Source organism: Afipia sp. GW822-FHT03D08 (assembly GCF_058801645.1).
The window spans coordinates 487481-505578 of record NZ_JBXANK010000002.1; the positions used below are offsets into that span (position 1 = coordinate 487481).

18 protein-coding genes are annotated in these 18098 nt (G+C 57.9%); all 18 read right to left on the reverse strand.

The features are described 5' to 3' along the window. The 18 genes from AC1RM7_RS17240 to AC1RM7_RS17325 all read right to left on the reverse strand — a co-directional run bounded on the left by AC1RM7_RS17240 (position 1) and on the right by AC1RM7_RS17325 (position 17958). A complete protein-coding gene (locus tag AC1RM7_RS17240; RefSeq protein WP_244434452.1) occupies positions 1–798 on the reverse strand; it encodes an enoyl-CoA hydratase/isomerase family protein in 798 nt (265 codons plus the stop codon). Between the two features lie 103 nt (positions 799–901). Then, on the reverse strand, positions 902–1891 hold the full coding sequence (locus AC1RM7_RS17245; protein ID WP_024919774.1) for a fumarylacetoacetate hydrolase family protein: 990 nt from the start codon (positions 1889–1891) through the stop codon (positions 902–904). Positions 1892–2150: 259 nt separating this feature from the next. Continuing rightward, positions 2151–3095: a LipP1 family hormone-sensitive lipase gene (gene lipP1 / locus AC1RM7_RS17250; protein ID WP_024919775.1), complete on the reverse strand. Its 945-nt coding sequence runs from the start codon at positions 3093–3095 to the stop codon at positions 2151–2153. Positions 3096–3212: 117 nt separating this feature from the next. Beyond that, positions 3213–4676, reverse strand: a complete 1464-nt coding sequence (gene gabD, locus AC1RM7_RS17255) for an NADP-dependent succinate-semialdehyde dehydrogenase (RefSeq protein WP_024919776.1) — start codon at positions 4674–4676, stop codon at positions 3213–3215. Between the two features lies 1 nt (position 4677). Next, positions 4678–6243 carry a class I adenylate-forming enzyme family protein gene (locus AC1RM7_RS17260; protein WP_492839137.1) on the reverse strand — a complete coding sequence of 522 codons (1566 nt, stop codon included), beginning with the start codon at positions 6241–6243 and terminating at the stop codon, positions 4678–4680. Positions 6244–6268: 25 nt separating this feature from the next. Beyond that, a complete protein-coding gene (locus AC1RM7_RS17265) occupies positions 6269–7021 on the reverse strand; it encodes an SDR family NAD(P)-dependent oxidoreductase (RefSeq protein WP_024919778.1) in 753 nt (250 codons plus the stop codon). 12 nt (positions 7022–7033) lie between these two features. Beyond that, positions 7034–9487 carry a xanthine dehydrogenase family protein molybdopterin-binding subunit gene (locus AC1RM7_RS17270; RefSeq protein WP_343299551.1) on the reverse strand — a complete coding sequence of 818 codons (2454 nt, stop codon included), beginning with the start codon at positions 9485–9487 and terminating at the stop codon, positions 7034–7036. Further along, on the reverse strand, positions 9435–10196 hold the full coding sequence (locus tag AC1RM7_RS17275) for an N-acyl homoserine lactonase family protein (RefSeq protein ID WP_024919780.1): 762 nt from the start codon (positions 10194–10196) through the stop codon (positions 9435–9437). Before AC1RM7_RS17275 ends, AC1RM7_RS17270 begins: the two co-directional genes overlap by 53 nt. Further along, positions 10193–10678, reverse strand: a complete 486-nt coding sequence (locus tag AC1RM7_RS17280; protein ID WP_006019525.1) for a (2Fe-2S)-binding protein — start codon at positions 10676–10678, stop codon at positions 10193–10195. Before AC1RM7_RS17280 ends, AC1RM7_RS17275 begins: the two co-directional genes overlap by 4 nt. Then, positions 10675–11550: an FAD binding domain-containing protein gene (locus AC1RM7_RS17285; protein WP_006019524.1), complete on the reverse strand. Its 876-nt coding sequence runs from the start codon at positions 11548–11550 to the stop codon at positions 10675–10677. Before AC1RM7_RS17285 ends, AC1RM7_RS17280 begins: the two co-directional genes overlap by 4 nt. A gap of 4 nt (positions 11551–11554) precedes the next feature. Next, a complete protein-coding gene (locus tag AC1RM7_RS17290; protein WP_024919781.1) occupies positions 11555–12328 on the reverse strand; it encodes an enoyl-CoA hydratase-related protein in 774 nt (257 codons plus the stop codon). A gap of 19 nt (positions 12329–12347) precedes the next feature. Further along, positions 12348–12833: an SRPBCC family protein gene (locus AC1RM7_RS17295; RefSeq protein WP_492943896.1), complete on the reverse strand. Its 486-nt coding sequence runs from the start codon at positions 12831–12833 to the stop codon at positions 12348–12350. 28 nt (positions 12834–12861) lie between these two features. Beyond that, positions 12862–13326, reverse strand: coding sequence for an acyl-CoA thioesterase (locus tag AC1RM7_RS17300; protein ID WP_024919782.1), 465 nt, complete (start codon positions 13324–13326; stop codon positions 12862–12864). Then, positions 13323–14474 (reverse strand): iron-containing alcohol dehydrogenase, encoded by a 1152-nt coding sequence (locus tag AC1RM7_RS17305; RefSeq protein ID WP_492839133.1) that lies wholly within the window; start codon positions 14472–14474, stop codon positions 13323–13325. Before AC1RM7_RS17305 ends, AC1RM7_RS17300 begins: the two co-directional genes overlap by 4 nt. Before the next feature lie 68 nt (positions 14475–14542). Next, complete coding sequence (locus AC1RM7_RS17310; RefSeq protein ID WP_492839131.1) at positions 14543–15562, reverse strand: branched-chain amino acid ABC transporter permease; 1020 nt, start codon at positions 15560–15562, stop codon at positions 14543–14545. Further along, positions 15559–16437, reverse strand: coding sequence for a branched-chain amino acid ABC transporter permease (locus tag AC1RM7_RS17315; protein WP_492839129.1), 879 nt, complete (start codon positions 16435–16437; stop codon positions 15559–15561). Before AC1RM7_RS17315 ends, AC1RM7_RS17310 begins: the two co-directional genes overlap by 4 nt. A 7-nt stretch (positions 16438–16444) precedes the next feature. Then, the gene (locus AC1RM7_RS17320) at positions 16445–17167 is read right to left on the reverse strand and encodes an ABC transporter ATP-binding protein (RefSeq protein ID WP_492839127.1); all 723 of its coding nucleotides are present in this window, start codon (positions 17165–17167) and stop codon (positions 16445–16447) included. Further along, positions 17164–17958 carry an ABC transporter ATP-binding protein gene (locus AC1RM7_RS17325; protein ID WP_492839125.1) on the reverse strand — a complete coding sequence of 265 codons (795 nt, stop codon included), beginning with the start codon at positions 17956–17958 and terminating at the stop codon, positions 17164–17166. The genes AC1RM7_RS17320 and AC1RM7_RS17325 overlap by 4 nt, the downstream gene beginning before the upstream one ends. Between the last annotated feature and the right edge of the window lie 140 nt (positions 17959–18098).

The window sequence follows — 18098 nt, forward strand, 5'->3', positions numbered from 1 at the left end:
TCAGCGCCCCGCGAATTTGGCGAGACCCGGACCGTTCTTGCGGAAGGATGCAAGACCGGCCTTGAGATCCTCGGATGACCAGATCGGCGCCTGAATACGGGCCATGGCCTCGTCAGCAGCGTCAACGCCTTCATTGACTGCAACATGCACGAGCTGCTTGGTGGCCGCGTGAGCCAATGTCGGCCCCTGCGCGAACTCTTCCGCAACCGACATCGTCGCGCTTTCCAGCGACTCCTCAGGCACGGTGAGATTGATCAAGCCCCATTTCTCCAAGGTCGGCGCATCGTAGCGCCGCGCCAGCATGGACATTTCCTTGGCGCGCTGTGCGCCGATGCGCTGGACCTGACGCTGGATTCCACCCAGCAGCGGATGAAGCCCAAGCGTCGCCTCCACCGAACCGATCTTCGCCGACGACGCCGCAATGATGTAGTCGCAGCTCAATGCGAGTTCGAGCCCGCCGCCAAGGCAGACACCGTGCACGCTGGCGATCAGCGGGATCGGCAGTAATTCCATGAACCGAAGGAATTCAACACCGGTGAGCCGCCGATTCTCGTTGGTCTGATCGCCGCTGCCTTCCGAAACACGCTTGTCGAAGATGTCGAGATCGGCGCCCGCGGAAAAATGCCGCAAGCCGCTGCGGATCACGATCGCACGGCTGCCGTTTTTCTGCGCTTCTTCAACTTTTTCAACAATGGCGTTGATGAGCTTGGGGCCCAACAAATTATAGGGCCGATAAACCATGGTCAGTATTGAGATATTGCCGCGCTGTTCGCGCGTAACCAGTGCATCCTCAGACAAGACGACTCTCCCGTTTTTCGCAGGCGCATTCATCCGCGCCGATGCCTTTGATAAATCAAGCCTAGCTAACGACTTTCAGTTTGCAAGTTTAGATTGACGCAGGTCAGCCATCCTGCCGCTCGACGCGGTTCTTCAGCACGCCGATGTTCTGAACCTCGAGCTCAATCTCGTCCCCATGCTCAAGGAACCAGCCAAGTTCGAGGCCGCAGCCATTGCCGACCGTACCGGAGCCGATGAACTCGCCCGGCATCAAAGTCTCGTCCTGGGTGACATGCTGGATGATCTCTTCAAACGAGAAGAGCATGCCATCGCTCACACCTTTGGAGCGAACCTCTCCATTGACGCGAACTTCCATATTCAGCTTGTAGGGATCGCCGATTTCATCGGGCGTAACGATCCACGGCCCGAGCACATTGCCGCCATCGAAGCTTTTACCCTTTGCAGGGCCGAGCCGGCCTTCCATCTCGACACGCTGGGCATCGCGAGCAGAAAAGTCGTTGAAGATCGTATAGCCGAAAATATGATCCCGTGCCTTTGCAGCCGAGATGTTCGCACCCTTGCCCTTGGTGACGACGCCGAATTCAAGCTCATAGTCCATGACCTTGCTGTAGCGCGGCCATTTGACGGTCGTGTTGGTGCCCTTCACACTGAATCGATTGGTGATGTAGTAAATCGGCTGCTTGCGGTAGATTTCAGGAAGTTCGGGCAATGGCTCTGCTTCGAGGCGGGCCAATTCGGCTTTGTTGCCTTCCGCGCGGGCCTTAAGCTTCAGTTGGCCGCGAGGCGACTGGCGGATGTGCAGCGGAAACGACATGCCGTCCCGCATCTGACGCGGCTCCGGAAGAGGCGCCAGGATTTCGGCACCGGAGACAGCCGTCGACAGATCCGCGTCGCGGCCATAACGCTCGAACAATTCTCTCGCCTGATCGAGCGCAGCCTCGCCGCCGTCAATCAGCGCGATCATGGAATTGAATACCGGGTTGGCATTTCCCGCGCGTGAAGAGGCCGCAGCGATATCGAACAAACTCGTGTCGCCGTGATGCACAATCGCGACGCGTTCCTTGTCATTCAGACGGCATGTTGCAAGCTTCACCAGCCCATTCCTCCGTGATTTTTTGGCAGGAGCTGAAATTTCCGCTCCGTTTCGCTCAGAATAGATAATGACTTGCATTTTGCAAGTCATTATCTCCGCGAACCGCGCGTCGGAGAACGGCCGATGTCTCTAAAGCCAGAATCGCAGCCGACGTACCGCGCGCATCTGCTTGAGACCATTCGTAGTCTCCGCAGCGAGATCGTCAGCAAAGTCCTGCGGCAGGGCAGCCATGCAGAGGCCGGCGCAAAGCCGGCGTGGGTTATCCCAGGGCCTTCAGCCAGTTGCCGATTTCGCGCAGCGCGTCATTCGCCTTGGGAAGGAGTTTGCCCATGGTGATAAAGCCGTGGAATTGACCGGGATATGTCCGGTGCGCGACCGGCACGCCCGCATCACTGAGCCGCCTGGCGAACTCGTCGCCTTCGTCGCGCAACGGATCAGCTCCGGCCGTCAGCACAATTGCAGGAGGCAAACCTTCAAGCTGCTCCACGACCGCCGGAGAAGCCCGCCAATCTCCGGAGTCGGCTTCATTGCTCAGATAGTGCTCGCGAAACCAGCGGACCACGGAATGCGTCAGCAAGGCGTCGGTCTCAGGCTCCCTGTGAGAGGGATGGCTCATTGAAAAATCGGTCGCAGGGTAGATCAGAACCTGACCGGCGATTTTCGGGCCTGCAACCCGCGCATTGATGGCTACGATTGCAGCGAGGTTACCGCCGGCACTGTCGCCGCCCACCATCAACCGGGTCTGGTCTATCTTCAACTCACGAGCGTTCGCAGAAATCCACTCCGTCGCGGCAATGGCATCATCGACCGCCGCGGGAAATTTGTGCTCTGGTGCGAGCCGATAGTCGATCGACACCACAATGAGCTGCCCCTCATCGGCAAGCGTGCGGCAGACCACATCATGGGAATCGAGATTGCCGATGACCCAGCCCCCACCGTGAAAAAAGACAAGGCACGGTGACAGTCCCTTTGCCTGTCTCAAGGTCAGGGGCTTGTAGAGGCGCGCGGGAATCGCTCCACCCGGCCCAGGTATCGTTATCGATTCCGCCGATGCAATGCGGGGCGGTTCGGGATTGGAAACAACGCGACTCGCCAGATACATCTGGCGGGCTTCAGCCGGAGAAAGCGTTTCATACGGCGGGCGGCGAGCTTCACGGAAAGCGTCAAGAACAGCGGCTGCATCCGGATCAAGAACAACTGGCATACAACTCCCCGTGGGCTAGGACAGGCCGTGATCTCTACTTGCGGGAATTGTTAACCTGCGGCCTTTCCGCTGTCGATGCTGCCCCTCTTGAAGTGTCGCGTTTGGAATGAGCGACTGTCAGATTCCGCCCATACAGAGGTACTTGATTTCGAGATAATCCTCGATGCCGTACTTGGAGCCCTCGCGGCCATTGCCGCTTTCCTTGACACCGCCGAAGGGGGCGACCTCGGTTGAGATGATGCCTTCGTTGATGCCGACCATGCCGTACTCAAGCGCCTCGGCGACGCGCCATACCCGGCCGATATCGCGGCCGTAGAAATAGGCGGCCAACCCGAACTCCGTGTCGTTGGCGAGGCGGATAGCCTCTTCTTCAGTCTTGAACCTGAACACAGGTGCGACCGGACCGAACGTCTCCTCACGAAAGATCAGCATATCCGGCGTCGTGCCGGTCAGCACTGTCGGCTCGTAAAAGGTCCGCCCGAGAGCATGACGCTTACCGCCCACCGCCACCTTGGCACCCTTGCCGGTCGCGTCGGCAATATGCTCTTCGACCTTCTCGACCGCAGCCATGTTGATCAGCGGTCCAATGGTGACACCCTCACCAAACCCGTCTCCGACCTTCAGACCACGAACCGCCTGCGATAACTTTTCAACGAATGCGTCGTAAATCTTGTCCTGCGCGAAAATACGATTCACGCAGACGCAGGTCTGCCCGGCATTGCGATACTTTGACGCCATCGCCCCCTTTACGGCAGCATCGATGTCCGCGTCGTCGAACACAATGAACGGCGCATTGCCGCCGAGTTCCATCGACGTTCGTTTCACGGTGGACGCGCTCTGCTCCATCAGTTTCTTGCCAATCTCGGTCGAGCCCGTGAAGGTGACCTTGCGCACGATCGGATTGGACGTCATCTCGCCACCGATCGCAGAGGCCGATCCCGTCACCACGGAGAATACGCCCTTCGGCACGCCCGCCCTTTCGGCAAGTACGGCCAGGGCCAGTGCAGAGAGCGGCGTCTGGCTGGCTGGTTTCACTACCATCGTGCAGCCTGCCGCAAGCGCCGGTCCCGCCTTGCGGGTGATCATTGCGGCTGGGAAATTCCACGGCGTAATCGCAGCGCATACACCGATAGGCTGCTTCAGAACAACGATGCGTCGATCCGAAGTGAAAGGCGGAATCGTATCCCCGTAAATGCGCTTACCCTCCTCTGCGAACCACTCGATAAAACTCGCCGCATAGGCGATCTCGCCCTTGCTCTCCGCCAACGGCTTGCCCTGTTCGGCCGTCATGATGGCTGCAAGATCATCCTGATTGGCAATCATCAGGTCGAACCACTTGCGCAGAATTGCTGAACGCTCCTTAGCGGTCTTTGCCCGCCACGCTGGAAGCGCGGCATTTGCCAGTTCAATCGCGCGCCTGGTTTCGCCGGCGCCCATGTTGGGGACGCTGCCAACCAGATCGCCATTCGCCGGATTGTCGACCTTGATCGTGCCGCCGCCGTCCGCGGCAACCCACTCGCCACCGATAAAGCAGGCGTCTCGCAGAAGAGAAGCGTCTTTCAGGGTCAGTTTCGAAGCCATTTTATGATGCCTTGTTAACGGGTGTGACGAGCGTTTCGCGCAATTTAAACCGGATAATCTTACCCGATCCCGTGCGCGGAATCTCGTCCACGAAATGAACCGAGAACGGAACCTTGTAGGACGACAGATGCCCACGGCAATGATCGAGGATGTCCTTGGTTCCTACATTCGTGCCCGTCCTGGCAACAACGAACAATGCCGGCACCTCGCCTAAATGCTCATGGGGAATTCCAACCACCGCGCTGTCGACCACATTCTCGATCGTATTGACGACTTCCTCAATTTCAGCCGGCGCGATGTTCTGGCCGCCACGAATGATCAATTCCTTCAAGCGTCCGGTGATGGTGAGAAATCCATCGCGATCACTCTTGGCAAGGTCGCCTGTGTGATACCAGCCCTTGCGGAGCGCGGACGCGGTCTCCTGCGGCTTGTTGTGATAGCCGCTCATAAGGTTGGGTCCGCGTACGATCAGTTCGCCTTCCTCGCCGATCGCGACATCGTCACCGGTTGCCGGCGAAACAATCCGGACGGCGAGACCTCCAAGCGGCAGGCCGCAAGACCCCATCACCCGCGTCCCGGTTTGCCAATTCATCGTCACCATTGTTGATGTTTCGGTAATCCCATAACCGTCCAGCAGCTTGATCCCGAAACGAGATTCAAACTCCCGATTGAGCGTAGCGGGCATGATGGCACCGGCTGACACGCTGAGCCGCAAACCCGGAATTCTCAGATCTGACTCCGCCTTGGTCGCTTCCAGAAAATAGTGAAACATTGTCGGCACGCCCGGAAAGAGGGTGAACTCGCCCGTCTTTAACAGACGCACCGCCTCGGTCGTCGAATACTTATCCATGATGTATTCGGTCGCTCCCGCGGCAAGAATGCTGAGAACCGACAAATTCAGCGCATACGAGTGAAACAAAGGCAGCGGCGAAAGCACGACGTCCCTTTCCGAAAGCCCCGCGATCGGTACCCAGCACGCTGCGGTCACCCACAGCATACTATGGACCGAGAGAACAACGCCCTTGGCCCGGCCGGTAGTGCCGGATGTATAGATAATGAATGCGGGTTGCTCGATCTCGATCGGATCCTTCGGCTGCGACCTTGGTGCTGATGCCGCGAGGTCCTCGTAACGCAATCCCTCACCCCGCTGCGCACCCTGGCTAACAAAGACATTGACACCCAGAGCCGGCAATTGCTGCTGCAATCTTGCAACTAACGACGCTTGCTCGTCCGTGGTGATGACGCCAGAGCAATCTGCATCCTGCAATCGATACAGAATCTCCGATTCGGTAGCTTCATAGCTGATCGGCACGCTAATCGCGCCCGCGCGATTGATCGCCAGGCAGCTCTCAATCCATGCCACCGAATTCGGAAGAAAGATCGCGACTTTATCGCCAGCCTGAATTCCGTTGTCCGCAAGGTGTCCGGCAAGATTACCTGTGCGTGTTGCGAGCTCAGCGTAAGTCACCTTCGATGACGCATCACGATAGGCGATCTTCGATCCACGATCCGTTGCATGGCGTTGGAGCAACACCGGAATCGGCGCTATCAAATCGGTGTGCAGCATATTTGCTCTCCCGTGTCGCTTTCCGTCAAACCATACTGAACCCGCCGCTGATGCTGACAGTCTGTCCAGTTATCCATCCGCCGTGCTTCGACGACAGCAGAGTCACCATGGGCGCGATGTCCGACGGAAAGCCAAGACGGCGCAAAGGATAAAGCTTGGTGAGTTTGTCGCGATTGGCATTGACCCATTCAAGATCATGAGGGGTTTCGATCAAACCGAGCGAGATAGTGTTTGCGGTAGTTCCGAAACGTCCGAATTCACGAGCCAGCGACTTCATCAACGCGATGACACCGGCACGTGCGGCGGCAACGATCGCAAGTCCGGATTCTCCGACCCGAGACGAATCGCCAACCAGCGCAATGATCCGGCCGTCACCAGCTCTCTCGAGATGAGGTGCCGCCGCTTTCGAGATATGGATCGCGCCATAAAGACAGATGTTGATCTGCTTCTGCCACTCCTCGGGAGTCGAGTCGATGAAACGATTCCGGAGCGCAACGCCTGCGTTATTCACGACAATATTGAGGCCGCCAAAATCCGAGGCAATCGAGGTAACCATGGTGTTCACTTCATCGAAATTGGCGACATCGGCCTTGTAAGCCTTGGCCTTGCCGCCAGACTTCTCGATCTCGGCCACCACAGCCTCGGCGCTGCTACGCGATCCATTATAGTTGACGGCGACCATAGCGCCTTCCGCAGCAAGGCTGAGCGCTATCTCGCGCCCCACGTCGCGCGCGCCGCCAGTGACCAGAGCCACCTTCCCCTTCAACTGCATATCCATTTTTCTTGCTCCTCAAGAGTGTGCTTTTGCGTTTTCGATCAGGCGAAACAATCTTTCCGGCGTCACCGGAAGTTCAAAGACATCGATATTGAGCGAAGCCAATGCATCTGAAATGGCATTAGCGACAGCCGCCGGGGCTCCGATTGTGCCCCCCTCGCCCATCCCGCGGAAACCACCCAGCGTGGTTTTTGAAGCGGCCTCGATATGCACGACGTCGATCGAAGGAACCTCGCTTGCCGAGGGAACCACGTAGTCAACGAGACTAGCCGTTACGTTCTGGCCTTCATCGTTGTAGATGACTTCCTCATAGAGCGCGGCACCGATGCCCTGCGCCACACCGCCATGAACCTGGCCATCGACGATCATCGGATTGATAAGCTTGCCGCAGTCCTCAGCGACGAGGAATCGCTCCAGCTTCACCTGATAGGTTTCTGGATCGATCTCCAATACCGCGACGTGAGCCGCCGTAGCCGCTGTGCCAAACACCGGATCATAGGTCTTTGTCGACGACAATTCCTCACGTTGGTCGCTGGGAATGCGTCCCATCTCCGAATAAACCGCGCGTGCAAGCTCTCGAAATGTCATCGCCCGGTCGGTACCCGCGACTGCGATCCTGCCATCCTCGATCGTCAGATCCGCAACCGACGCTTCCAGCAAATGAGATGCGGCGCGTAGCACCTTCTCCTTGACATCTTGGGCCGCGAGCGTCGCGGCGCCGCCGGCAAGCACCGCGCTCCGGCTCGCGTAGGAGCCCGTAGCATTCGGAACCGCGGCGCTATCTCCGTGAATGACGCGGATGTCCTGTAACCGCGCTCCAAGATGCTCTGCAACGACCTGGGCAAACGTGGTTTCGTGTCCCTGTCCGTGCGCCGCCGTGCCGACAGCAACCGTCACAGCACCGGTAGAATCGATCAGTATTTTGGCGGTTTCAGTTCCTGTATTGATCGGCATGCCCGGCGCAACGGAAATACGCGAGCCAATTCCCGTGAGCTCCGCGTAACATGCCATACCGATGCCGAACCAGCGCCCCTCGGCCCGAGCCTTGACCTGACGCTCTCGCAACGTGGCGTAGCCAATTGTCTGGCACGCCGCTTCAAGGCACTCCGTAAAGCTGCACTGATCCCATACGATTCCCGACCCGATCTTGTGCGGAAACTCATCCGGCTGAATCATGTTTTTCAGCCGAAGCAGTTTTGGATCGACATTAAACTTGCGCGCCGCCATGTCCATCAGGCGCTCGGTCACGAACGTCGATGCCGGGCGCCCGACACCACGATACGGCCCCATCGGCGGCTTTGAGGTCGCGACCCCACGCACGCGGCCGCGATAATGCTGGATTTTGTATGGCCCCGGTAGGAAGCTGACCACCTGAACGGGCTCGAGTACGGCCGTCCATGGATAAATCGAATACGCTCCGACGTCGCCGATGACATCCGCCCGAAGCGCAACCGCAAAGCCGGCTTTGTCAAAACCGAGTTCGGCATCGATAATCTCGTCGAACCCCTGGCTGGTCGAAGCAAGGTCTTCAAGACGATCGCTTGTCCACTTCACCGCTCGGCCAAGATGACGCGCGGCAAATGTCACAAAGAGTTCCTCTGGATAAAGCGAAGCTTTTCCGCCGAAACCACCGCCAACATCCGGCGCGATCACACGCAGCCGGTTACCTGGCATGTCGAGGGCTTCCGAGAGCGCGTCACGGATGATCCCGGGAATCTGTGTCGCCGAATACAACGTAAGTGCATCCTGCCCCGCCGAGTATTCGGCGACGTAGGAGCGATTCTCCATTGCAAGCGGCGTCTTGCGCCGCATCCGGAAGCGGCCCGAGACCCGAACAACGGCATTCTCCATCTCGGCATCGACGTCCCCGCGCTTGAATTCGCGCGAGAGCAAAACATTTGTCCCAATTTCTTTATGCAACAGCGGAGCATCCGGCTGCACGGCGGCTTCAGGATCTATGACAACGGGCAGAGCCTCAAAATCGATCTCGATCAGCTCAATCGCATCTTCTGCGAGATACCGGCTTTCCGCGACGACCGCGACGACGGGTTCCCCGACATAGCGAACCTTGCCCTGAGCGAGCGCGACAAGCGGGGTCGCGTGATAGTTCGCCATCCGCGACGTTGCGAGAAGCGGCTTGATTCGACCTTCAAGGTCCGCGCCGGTGAATATCCCGATCACACCCGGAGACCGGCGGGCCGCCTCACAGTTGATCGAAACGATGCGAGCGTGTGAATGATCGCTTCGCCGGAACGCGACATGAAGCATTCCCGCGGACTGTCGATCGTCAACGTAATTGCCGTTTCCCGTCAAAAGGCGCGGATCTTCAGTACGTCTCACACGCGCGCCGACCATCTTTGGACGCGTTGCGAGATCATCTCCGACGTTATGCATGTCCTTTCCTGGTCGGACTTTCTCAGTCATATGCGTGCGGACCTTTGCGCAATTGATCCCACTGCGCGCTGTCATGACTGCATATAACGGTCGCGCCGCCGGATTCGATCTTGCGGACTTCTGCGAACGACTTCAAAAATAGTTCGGCATTTTTCGTATTGCGCGGAACGGTATCGTTATCGAGATTGGCGCGAACACTCACCGCGTCGGAGGTCAAAAGGAATTCTCCGCTGCGATCCAGCTTGACCAGCGCACCTATCGTTCCTGGCGTATGGCCCGGCAGAGGGATCAAGGTGATCTTTCCGTCCCCGAAAATATCCGTTTGCCCGGCAATGACATTCATGGGGATCGGATGATCCCAGTCGATCGCGAGGTAGCCGCTGCTTATCGCATCCGGCGCTTTCGCCGCCTCAAGCTCAAGCGCATGAACAAAGATCGTCGCCTTCTTGAAGAACTCATTGCAGCCGCAGTGGTCCGTATGGAAATGCGAACAAACCACAACATCCACATCGTCGGGGCCGAGCCCGACGGCTTTGAGACCGCTAAGAACATGTTCGCCGGGCGGCATAATGGGGGTCATGAATTTTGCAAGCCCACCCAGCCGCGCCTCGGGGTTTTCAGCCACTTGCGGATGACAGCCCGTATCAAACAGCACATTGCCTTGGACATGCCGCATCAGCATGCAGGACACTGGCAGATCGATCATTTCGGATCGGTCCGCGTCCGGAAAGTAAGTACTCTTCTTCATACGAAGACGGCCACCGGACAGAACATGCATCTTCATGGCATCTTCTCCTTCAACGCATCCGATGCGGATCGCACGGCGCGCACGATATTTTCATATCCGGTACAGCGACAAAGGTTTCCCGATAGTCCTTCGCGGATATCGTCATCCGTTGCGAGCGGATGCTTGGCGATCAGATCTTTTGCTGTGATCAGCATCCCTGGCGTACAAAACCCGCACTGCAAGGCGTGATGCTCCCGGAAAGCCTCCTGGATTACACCCATATTGTGGATGGTCCCGAGGCCTTCGACTGTCTCGATTTCACAACCATCCATCTGTACTGCCAGCAACAGGCATGAGCGCACGCTGTCGCCGTTCACAATGATGGTACATGCGCCGCAAACTCCGTGCTCGCAGCCGATGTGAGTTCCGGTCAAACCAAGCGTATTCCGCAGGAAATCCGCCAAGAGCAACCGAGGCTCCACGCTTTTCTCGTGCACAACGCCATTCACCGTCACCTTGACATCGCGAGAGATGGTCATGTGGCCATTCCCCCTGCACGCTGCCACGCGGCAGTGAGTGCGCGACGCGCCAGAACGCCGACGAGATGACGGCGATAATCCGACGATGCATGCAAATCAGAATTCGGCTCAACCGCTACTCTAATCGATGCGACGGCTTCATCCAGCAATTCATCGGACAATTTCTGACCGGCAAGGAGATGCTCGGCATCAGTTGCCCGCAATGCGGTCTCGCCGACCCCCATCATCCCAATCCGCACTTCTCCGATCACGCCATCGGCTATGGAGACGGTGGCAGCAACACATGCGAGCGCAAAATCGCCGGAGCGCCGCGCAACTTCCTCGAAGCCCCATCCGGTTTGCGGGGGCAATTTGGGAAATTCAATGTCGGTCAGAAGATCGTCATCACCAAGATCCGTGGTAAGCGCGCCAAGGAAGAATTCCGCGGGATCAACAGTCCGCCGGCCAGCACTCGACGCGATTCCTAGCTTCGCATTGAGAAGCAGGGACATCATCGGCAGCTCGGCGGCTGGATCAGCATGAGACAGGCTACCGCCAATGGTGCCGCGATTACGGATGGCCAGGTGCGCAACGAAGGTCATCGCTTCGTGCAACACCGGAAAATACTCAGAAACGATGCCCGACGTTTCAAGAGAGACGTGACGCGTCAAAGCGCCGATCCTGATCGACTTCCCGCAATCCTCTATGCCTGCCAGACCCGGAATACGATTAATGTCCACCAGCACAGAGGGCCGAAGCAGGCGAAAGTTGAGCATCGGCACGAGACTTTGACCGCCTGCAATGATCTTGCCATCGCCGCCCGCGGCTGCAAGCGAGGCCACAGCGGATTCCACGCTATCGGCGACGACATAATCGAAGGCAGCCGGCTTCATCTGCTCAGCATCCCTTGAATGCGGGTGGACGTTTCTCGGCGAAAGCTTTGCGGCCCTCTTTATAATCATCGCTTGCGGAAACGCGGTCGATGAAACTTTGTGCCGCCCTCGCGTCGAGGTCACCGGCCCCCATCGCAAGACCCGTCAAAATCAGCTTCGCTCCGGTTATCGACAATGGTGCGAGCGTTGCGATATTCGCCGCGAAACCCTTGGCATCACCCATCGGATCGCTCGATACGCGATCGGCAAAGCCCATCTTTTCGGCTTCACGCGCGTCAAATCGCTCGGCGCCGTAAAGGATACGCTTTGCGCTGGTGAGGCCGACCAGCGACAACAGCCGCTGCGTGCTGCGAATACCATAAACGATCGAAAGCTTTGCGGCCGGAATGCCGATCGACGCATTCATATGCGTGAAGCGAAAATCGCACGCCATCGACAGGTGGCATCCGCCGCCAAGGCAATACCCCTCGATCACCGCAATGACCGGCTTCGGCACACCCGCGATAGCGTCGGATGAAGCATCCACCGCCGCCTCATAGGCAGCGCTTTCTTCGACGTTCGACCGAACCGTGCCGAACTCCGAGACGTCAGCACCGACGCTGAAGTTGCCGCCAGTTCCAGTCAGAATAATCACTCGGACGTCCGGGTCTGCGCCGAGTTTTCCGAAGAGTCGAGCCATCTCCTGCCACATCGCAAGCGTCATGGCGTTGCGCTCGGCGGGCCTGTTCAGCCTGACGACCGCAATCTTGTCGTCAACCGTGACTTCGATATCAGCCAAGACTTCCTCCCGCAGACGACTAGATCGACGCCCGCTTCAATGCTTTGTCATTCTCGGATTGTTCCGGATTGCCGCTGACCAGTTCTCCAAACCGGTCGAAGAATTGTCCGGCGAGCTTTTTCGCCGTTGAATCGATCAGCCGCGCGCCAAGCTGCGCAATCTTACCGCCGACCTTTGCCTGGACGTCATAGTGGAGGACCGTATGCGCCGAATCCAGCGCTTCCAGCCTGACAGTCGCGCCGCCCTCGGCAAACCCGGCGATCCCACCTTGCCCCTGGCCAGTGATGGTATAGCCTTCCGGAGGGGCGATATCGGATAGTGTAACGCGTCCAAGAAACTTGGCCTTGATGGGCCCGACTTTCAGAACAACCGAAGCCGCGAATTCCGTCTCCGACGTCATATCAAGCGTTTCGCAGCCGGGGATGGCCTGACGAAGGATGACGGGGTCGTTTAACGCCGCCCAGACATCGGCCTGCGAGGCATTCAACGTGGTTTGTCCCGACATTTCCATACAAATACTCCTCCAACCGCAGTTATTCAGCAGCCGCCGACTTTACCGCCATCATGTGCAACGGTGCGACTGCCAGTTTCACTGCGTCCGGCAAGGTTACAGGCCTGCCGTTCGCGCGATCGACATAGACATGCACGAAATGCCCTTGGGCAGATGCGATGTTCTCGTCATCCTTAAAGAGGCCGATGTCATAGCGGATGCTACTGTTGCCCTGATGGCCGATGCGGAGACCCGCATTGACCTTCGAAGGAAACGCAATCGATTTGAAGAAGCGGCAGGTGGTTTCGGCAACAAGACCGATCACCGGGCTCTTCTCAACATCGAGCGCTCCTCTCTCAATAAGATACTGACATACGAGCGTATCGAAGAATGAATAGTACGTTGTATTGTTCATGTGACGGTAGACGTCGTTGTCCATCCAACGCGTCGTCATAGTTTGAAAGTGCATATAGTTGCTGCGGAATTCAGGTTTCGGCCGATCCGTCATAGCGATGCCTCGTAGATCGCAAGTGCATCGGAATGGGTGACCTCGCGTGGGTTATTGACGAGAAGCCGCGTCTGTTTCATTGCATCTTCAGCAAGCATTGCCACATCCTGCTGCGCGATTCCCACGTCGCGCAGGCGCGTCGGCAGCCCAAGTTCGACGGGAAGATTCGACAGCATCTGCACAAGCGCCTTGGTGCGATCGGCTGCGCCGCCGGTCGCTTGCGGAGTCAGAATAGACGCTAGTTCGCTGTAGTGACTTTCCGCTGAACCTGCGTTGAACTGAATGACCTGCGGAAGCACAAGAGAATTCGACAGCCCGTGAGGAACATGGAATCGCGCACCGACCGGATAGGCCAGCGCATGTACGGCTGCGACCGGCGCATTTGCAAACGCCATTCCAGCGAGCATGGAGCCGAGCAGCATATTGTGACGCGCCTCACGATTGGTTCCGTTACGGCAGACCTCGTGGATGTTGCCACCGAGAAGCCTGAGAGCTTCGCGTGCCAATGCATCGGACAGCGGGTTCTTCAGACGCTTGCTGGTATAAGCTTCGATGGCGTGGACCATCGCGTCAATGCCGGTGGCTGCCGTCACCGCTGGCGGCAACCCGAGCGTTAACTCGGCGTCCAGCACAGCCCAATCAGGCAGCAGGACGGGTGACACGACGCCTTTCTTTTCCCCCTCGCCGGTGGTTACGATTGAGATCGGCGTCACCTCCGAGCCCGTGCCGGCGGTGGTGGGCGCGAGCACCAATGGCAAACGCGGACCCTTGGCGAAGCCGACGCCGTAGATATCCGCGAGCTTTTCCCGGCCCACCGCGAGCAGCGCGACCAACTTGGCGACATCCATCGAACTTCCGCCGCCGACTGAGACCACGCCGTCGACTTTTGCGTCCGTCGCCAACTTGACCGCGGCATCAATCACGTGAACCGGAGGATCTGCTTCCACGCCGGTAAACAACGTGACCGAAACACCCTGCTGCTCCAGCCCATGCAATCCCGCCTGTAGCAGGCCGGCGGATTTAACACCGGGATCGCTGACCAAAAGTACAGACTTGCAGCCAAGATCTTTGACAAGTTCACCGATGCGCGATGAGCATCCCGGCTCGACCAGGATTGATTTAGTTGACTGAAAAACAAACCCCTGCACCGCAAGCTCCGTTCAGCATCAGCGCGAAATAGTGACTTTCATAACTAGACTAATTTCCATGACCGATGTCAACTCGGTCGAATACCTTTTTCTGCGGTTCCGCGAGCTTCTGTTGGTTTTGCGGCTGCAAGGGCAGCACTGATTTCTCCGACGATTCCCCTGCGGAAAAGCATGACGCAAACCATGAAAATCAGACCGATGATAATTGGAACCTTGCTCGACAAGTCGATAGCAAGAGAACCAATCTGAACAACACCTACGCTGGAGAGCTTGCTCTCAAGTGTCACGACAAGAATGGCGCCAATGATCGGACCGAGCGGTGTCCCCAGCCCTCCGAGCAGGCACATCAGGATAACGTTACCTGATTGGGTCCAGTGCGCATCGGGCAACCCGGCAAATCCAAGCGTCAGGGCCTTCAGGCCGCCTGCAAGACCTGCAATCGCGGCGGACATCGTGAATGCTGAGAGCTTGTATTTCTGAACATCGTATCCCAGCGAGATGGCTCGCGGCTCGTTGTCACGAATGGCGAGAAGCACCTGTCCAAAAGGCGCTTCCATGACGCGTTGAAATCCCCAAACCGCGACAAGCATCACGACCAGCGCGAAAGCGTACATCGCGTGGTCGCTCGAAAGATCGAACAGTCCGAACAGGGCGCGTCGCGGAATGCGCTGGAGGCCATCTTCTGCGCCGGTGAAAGGCGCTTGCACGCAAATGAAGTACACCATTTGCGCAAGCGCCAGCGTGATCATGGCGAAGTAGATACCCTGCCGCCGGATCGCCATTCCGCCCATGACGGCACCAAGCGCGGCACCTATGAAAAGACTGACTCCCAACGCAAGCTCCGGCGTGAAGCCCCAAGACTTGGTGGCGTAGCCTGCTGCATACGCACCGACACCAAAGAAGGCCGCATGCCCGATCGATAGAAGTCCCACATTTCCGGTGAAAAAGTTGAACGCCACCGCGAACAGCGCGAATGCCACGCACTTCATCAGGAACTGTGCATAAAGCCCGGCAAATGGAGCAAGGATACCGACCACAGCCAATCCAAGCAAAAGAGCGGTCGACGTTTTCATGTTCATGGTGCTCATGTCTCACGTCCAAACAACCCGGCGGGCCTGACAAGCAGAACAAGCGCCATGACGATGAAAACGATGGTCGATGACACTTCAGGATAAAAGACCTTGGAGAGACCCTCGATGACGCCAAGCGCAAGACCCGTCGCGATCGCGCCCGCCGTCGACCCCAATCCGCCAATCACCACGACCGCAAAAGTGACGATCAGAATGTTCGACCCCATCAGCGGCTGAACTTGATAGATCGGTGCAGCCAGCACACCGGCAAAGGCCGCCAGTGCCGCGCCAAGCGCGTAAACGAAGGTGACCATCAGCGGGACATTAATTCCGAGGGCCTGCACCAGCCTCGCATTCTCGGTACCGGCGCGCAGATACGATCCAAGACGCGTTTTCTCGATCAGAAACCAGATCGCGAGGCAAACGAGCAGCGACACGCCGACGATCCACACCCGGTAAATCGGCATTCTCATGAAGCCGAGATCGACCAGCCCGCGCAGAGCCGATGGTGTCTGGTAAGGCAGGCCCGCAGATCCATAGATGTCGCGGAAAATGCCCTCCAGCACCAACGCAAGCCCGAATGTGAACAACAGGCCATAGAGATGATCGAGACCGGACAGCCGGCGCAGCAGAACCCGCTCGATCAAAGCACCGAATGCACCTATCACGAGAGGCACAAGCAGCAGAGACCACCAGTAATTCACACCAAGCTTATGCATGGCGAGATAAACACCGAATGCGCCGAGCATATAGAGCGCGCCGTGGGCGAAATTGATCACGTTGAGCAAGCCGAAAATCAGAGCAAGGCCAAGGCTCAAGATTGCATAGAAACAACCGTTCACGAGACCGATCGTAACCTGGCCAAGCAGCACCTGTGCGGGAATATCAAACATTTCGTCCTCAAACTCCCAGGCTTCGGTCAACGAGATCCGCCTTCGCCTCTAGCTCCGCCGCAGACAGTCGCATCGTGATGTCCCCGTGCTCGACGACCAGAAACCGGTCTGCGAGCGGCGCGGCGAAATACTTGTTCTGCTCCACGAGAAGGATCGTGTAGCCGCGCGACTTCAACTCGGTGATGAGATCGAAAAGACGATCAACAATTACGGGGGCAAGCCCCTCGGATATCTCATCGAGCAACAGCAACCGCGCGCCGGTACGCAAAATCCGTGCGATCGCCAGCATCTGTTGCTCGCCGCCGGATAGTCTGGTCCCGGGCGTACTGCGCCGCTCGGCAAGATTGGGGAGCAATGAATAGATTTCGTCGACAGACATCCCCCCGCCAGATTGCTGCGGTGGCAGCAGCAAGTTCTCCTCACACGACAAGCTGGCGAATATGCCGCGTTCCTCGGGACAATAGCCTACCCCCATGCGCGCGATGACATGGGGCGAGAGGCGGATCGTGTCCTTGCCGCCGATCTGAATCGAGCCTTGCCGTTTGTCGATCAATCCGACAATTGCACGCAGCGTAGTCGTGCGGCCGCTACCATTGCGGCCGAGAAGGGCAACCACCTCTCCCCGCCGCAGAGAAAACGACATGCCATGGAGGATATGCGACTCGCCATACCAGGCGTGCAGACGGTCGACGTTCAACACATCGATAGCGCACGGACCGCTTGCAATCATAATGCTTTCCCCATCGCGCGCGAACGTGAGCCGAGGTAGGATTCGATCACCTGCGGATTGCGGGATACCTCGTCGTACGGCCCTTCCGCTATGATTTCACCACGCCGCAACACGCTGATCCGATCGGCGATCCGCGCCACCATTTTCATGTTGTGCTCAACCATGACCACGGTGCGGCCAATCGCAGCCTGTTTGATGAGAGCGGTGACGCGATCAACGTCCTCATGACCGAGCCCTTGGGTGGGCTCATCGAGAAGCATGACCCTTGGTTCCGTCGCCAGTGTTGTTGCGAGCTCGAGTGCTCGCTTGCGGCCATACGCCAGATCTCCGGCGCGGGTGTGCGCGAAGGTTCCCAGATCAACCTCCTCGAGCAGGCCGCAAATGCGCTCGGACATATCGCCGGGCCGCAGTCCACCGCGCCAGAATGTCGCGGGCGATACAAATCTCCGCTGAAGCGCGATCGCAATATTCTCGCTCACCGAAAGATGCGGAAAGACTGCAGATATCTGAAACGATCGCACCAGACCAAGACGAGCGAGCGCCGCCGGCTGCTCCATCGTCACGTCGGCGCCCTCCAGCCGTATTCGGCCCGATGTCGGCACCAGAAATTTCGTCAATAGATTGAAGACTGTTGTCTTGCCGGCACCGTTGGGACCGATCAGCGCGTGAATCGTGCCGCGCCGAATGTCGAGATCGACGCCGTTTACCGCAACATAGCCGCGGAATTCCTTCCGCAGCCCGCGCGCTTCCAGCACCACATCGGCATCCGCATGATGCGACGCTTCCTCCATCGGGATCATCTCCTCCGAGAATTTTTGTGCGTCGCAATGACAATGAGCCTTGCGAGCCCGTTGACAGCGTCATATCAAATTAGTCTAGTTATGCAAGCCTGTCGATCAGGTAAGAAATTAAGGGAGGAGCAAAATGAATA

What these genes read in the sequence shown, in the direction of transcription:
- AC1RM7_RS17275 (WP_024919780.1), bottom strand. Translation starts at nt 10,196, where the DNA reads ATGAAGATGCATGTTCTGTCCGGTGGCCGTCTTCGTATGAAGAAGAGT.
- AC1RM7_RS17315 (WP_492839129.1), bottom strand. Translation starts at nt 16,437, where the DNA reads ATGTTTGATATTCCCGCACAGGTGCTGCTTGGCCAGGTTACGATCGGT.
- lipP1 (WP_024919775.1), bottom strand. Translation starts at nt 3,095, where the DNA reads ATGCCAGTTGTTCTTGATCCGGATGCAGCCGCTGTTCTTGACGCTTTC.
- gabD (WP_024919776.1), bottom strand. Translation starts at nt 4,676, where the DNA reads ATGGCTTCGAAACTGACCCTGAAAGACGCTTCTCTTCTGCGAGACGCC.
- AC1RM7_RS17280 (WP_006019525.1), bottom strand. Translation starts at nt 10,678, where the DNA reads ATGACCATCTCTCGCGATGTCAAGGTGACGGTGAATGGCGTTGTGCAC.
- AC1RM7_RS17270 (WP_343299551.1), bottom strand. Translation starts at nt 9,487, where the DNA reads ATGACAGCGCGCAGTGGGATCAATTGCGCAAAGGTCCGCACGCATATG.
- AC1RM7_RS17310 (WP_492839131.1), bottom strand. Translation starts at nt 15,562, where the DNA reads ATGAGCACCATGAACATGAAAACGTCGACCGCTCTTTTGCTTGGATTG.
- AC1RM7_RS17260 (WP_492839137.1), bottom strand. Translation starts at nt 6,243, where the DNA reads ATGCTGCACACCGATTTGATAGCGCCGATTCCGGTGTTGCTCCAACGC.
- AC1RM7_RS17295 (WP_492943896.1), bottom strand. Translation starts at nt 12,833, where the DNA reads ATGTCGGGACAAACCACGTTGAATGCCTCGCAGGCCGATGTCTGGGCG.
- AC1RM7_RS17285 (WP_006019524.1), bottom strand. Translation starts at nt 11,550, where the DNA reads ATGAAGCCGGCTGCCTTCGATTATGTCGTCGCCGATAGCGTGGAATCC.
- AC1RM7_RS17300 (WP_024919782.1), bottom strand. Translation starts at nt 13,326, where the DNA reads ATGACGGATCGGCCGAAACCTGAATTCCGCAGCAACTATATGCACTTT.
- AC1RM7_RS17265 (WP_024919778.1), bottom strand. Translation starts at nt 7,021, where the DNA reads ATGGATATGCAGTTGAAGGGGAAGGTGGCTCTGGTCACTGGCGGCGCG.
- AC1RM7_RS17325 (WP_492839125.1), bottom strand. Translation starts at nt 17,958, where the DNA reads ATGGAGGAAGCGTCGCATCATGCGGATGCCGATGTGGTGCTGGAAGCG.
- AC1RM7_RS17320 (WP_492839127.1), bottom strand. Translation starts at nt 17,167, where the DNA reads ATGATTGCAAGCGGTCCGTGCGCTATCGATGTGTTGAACGTCGACCGT.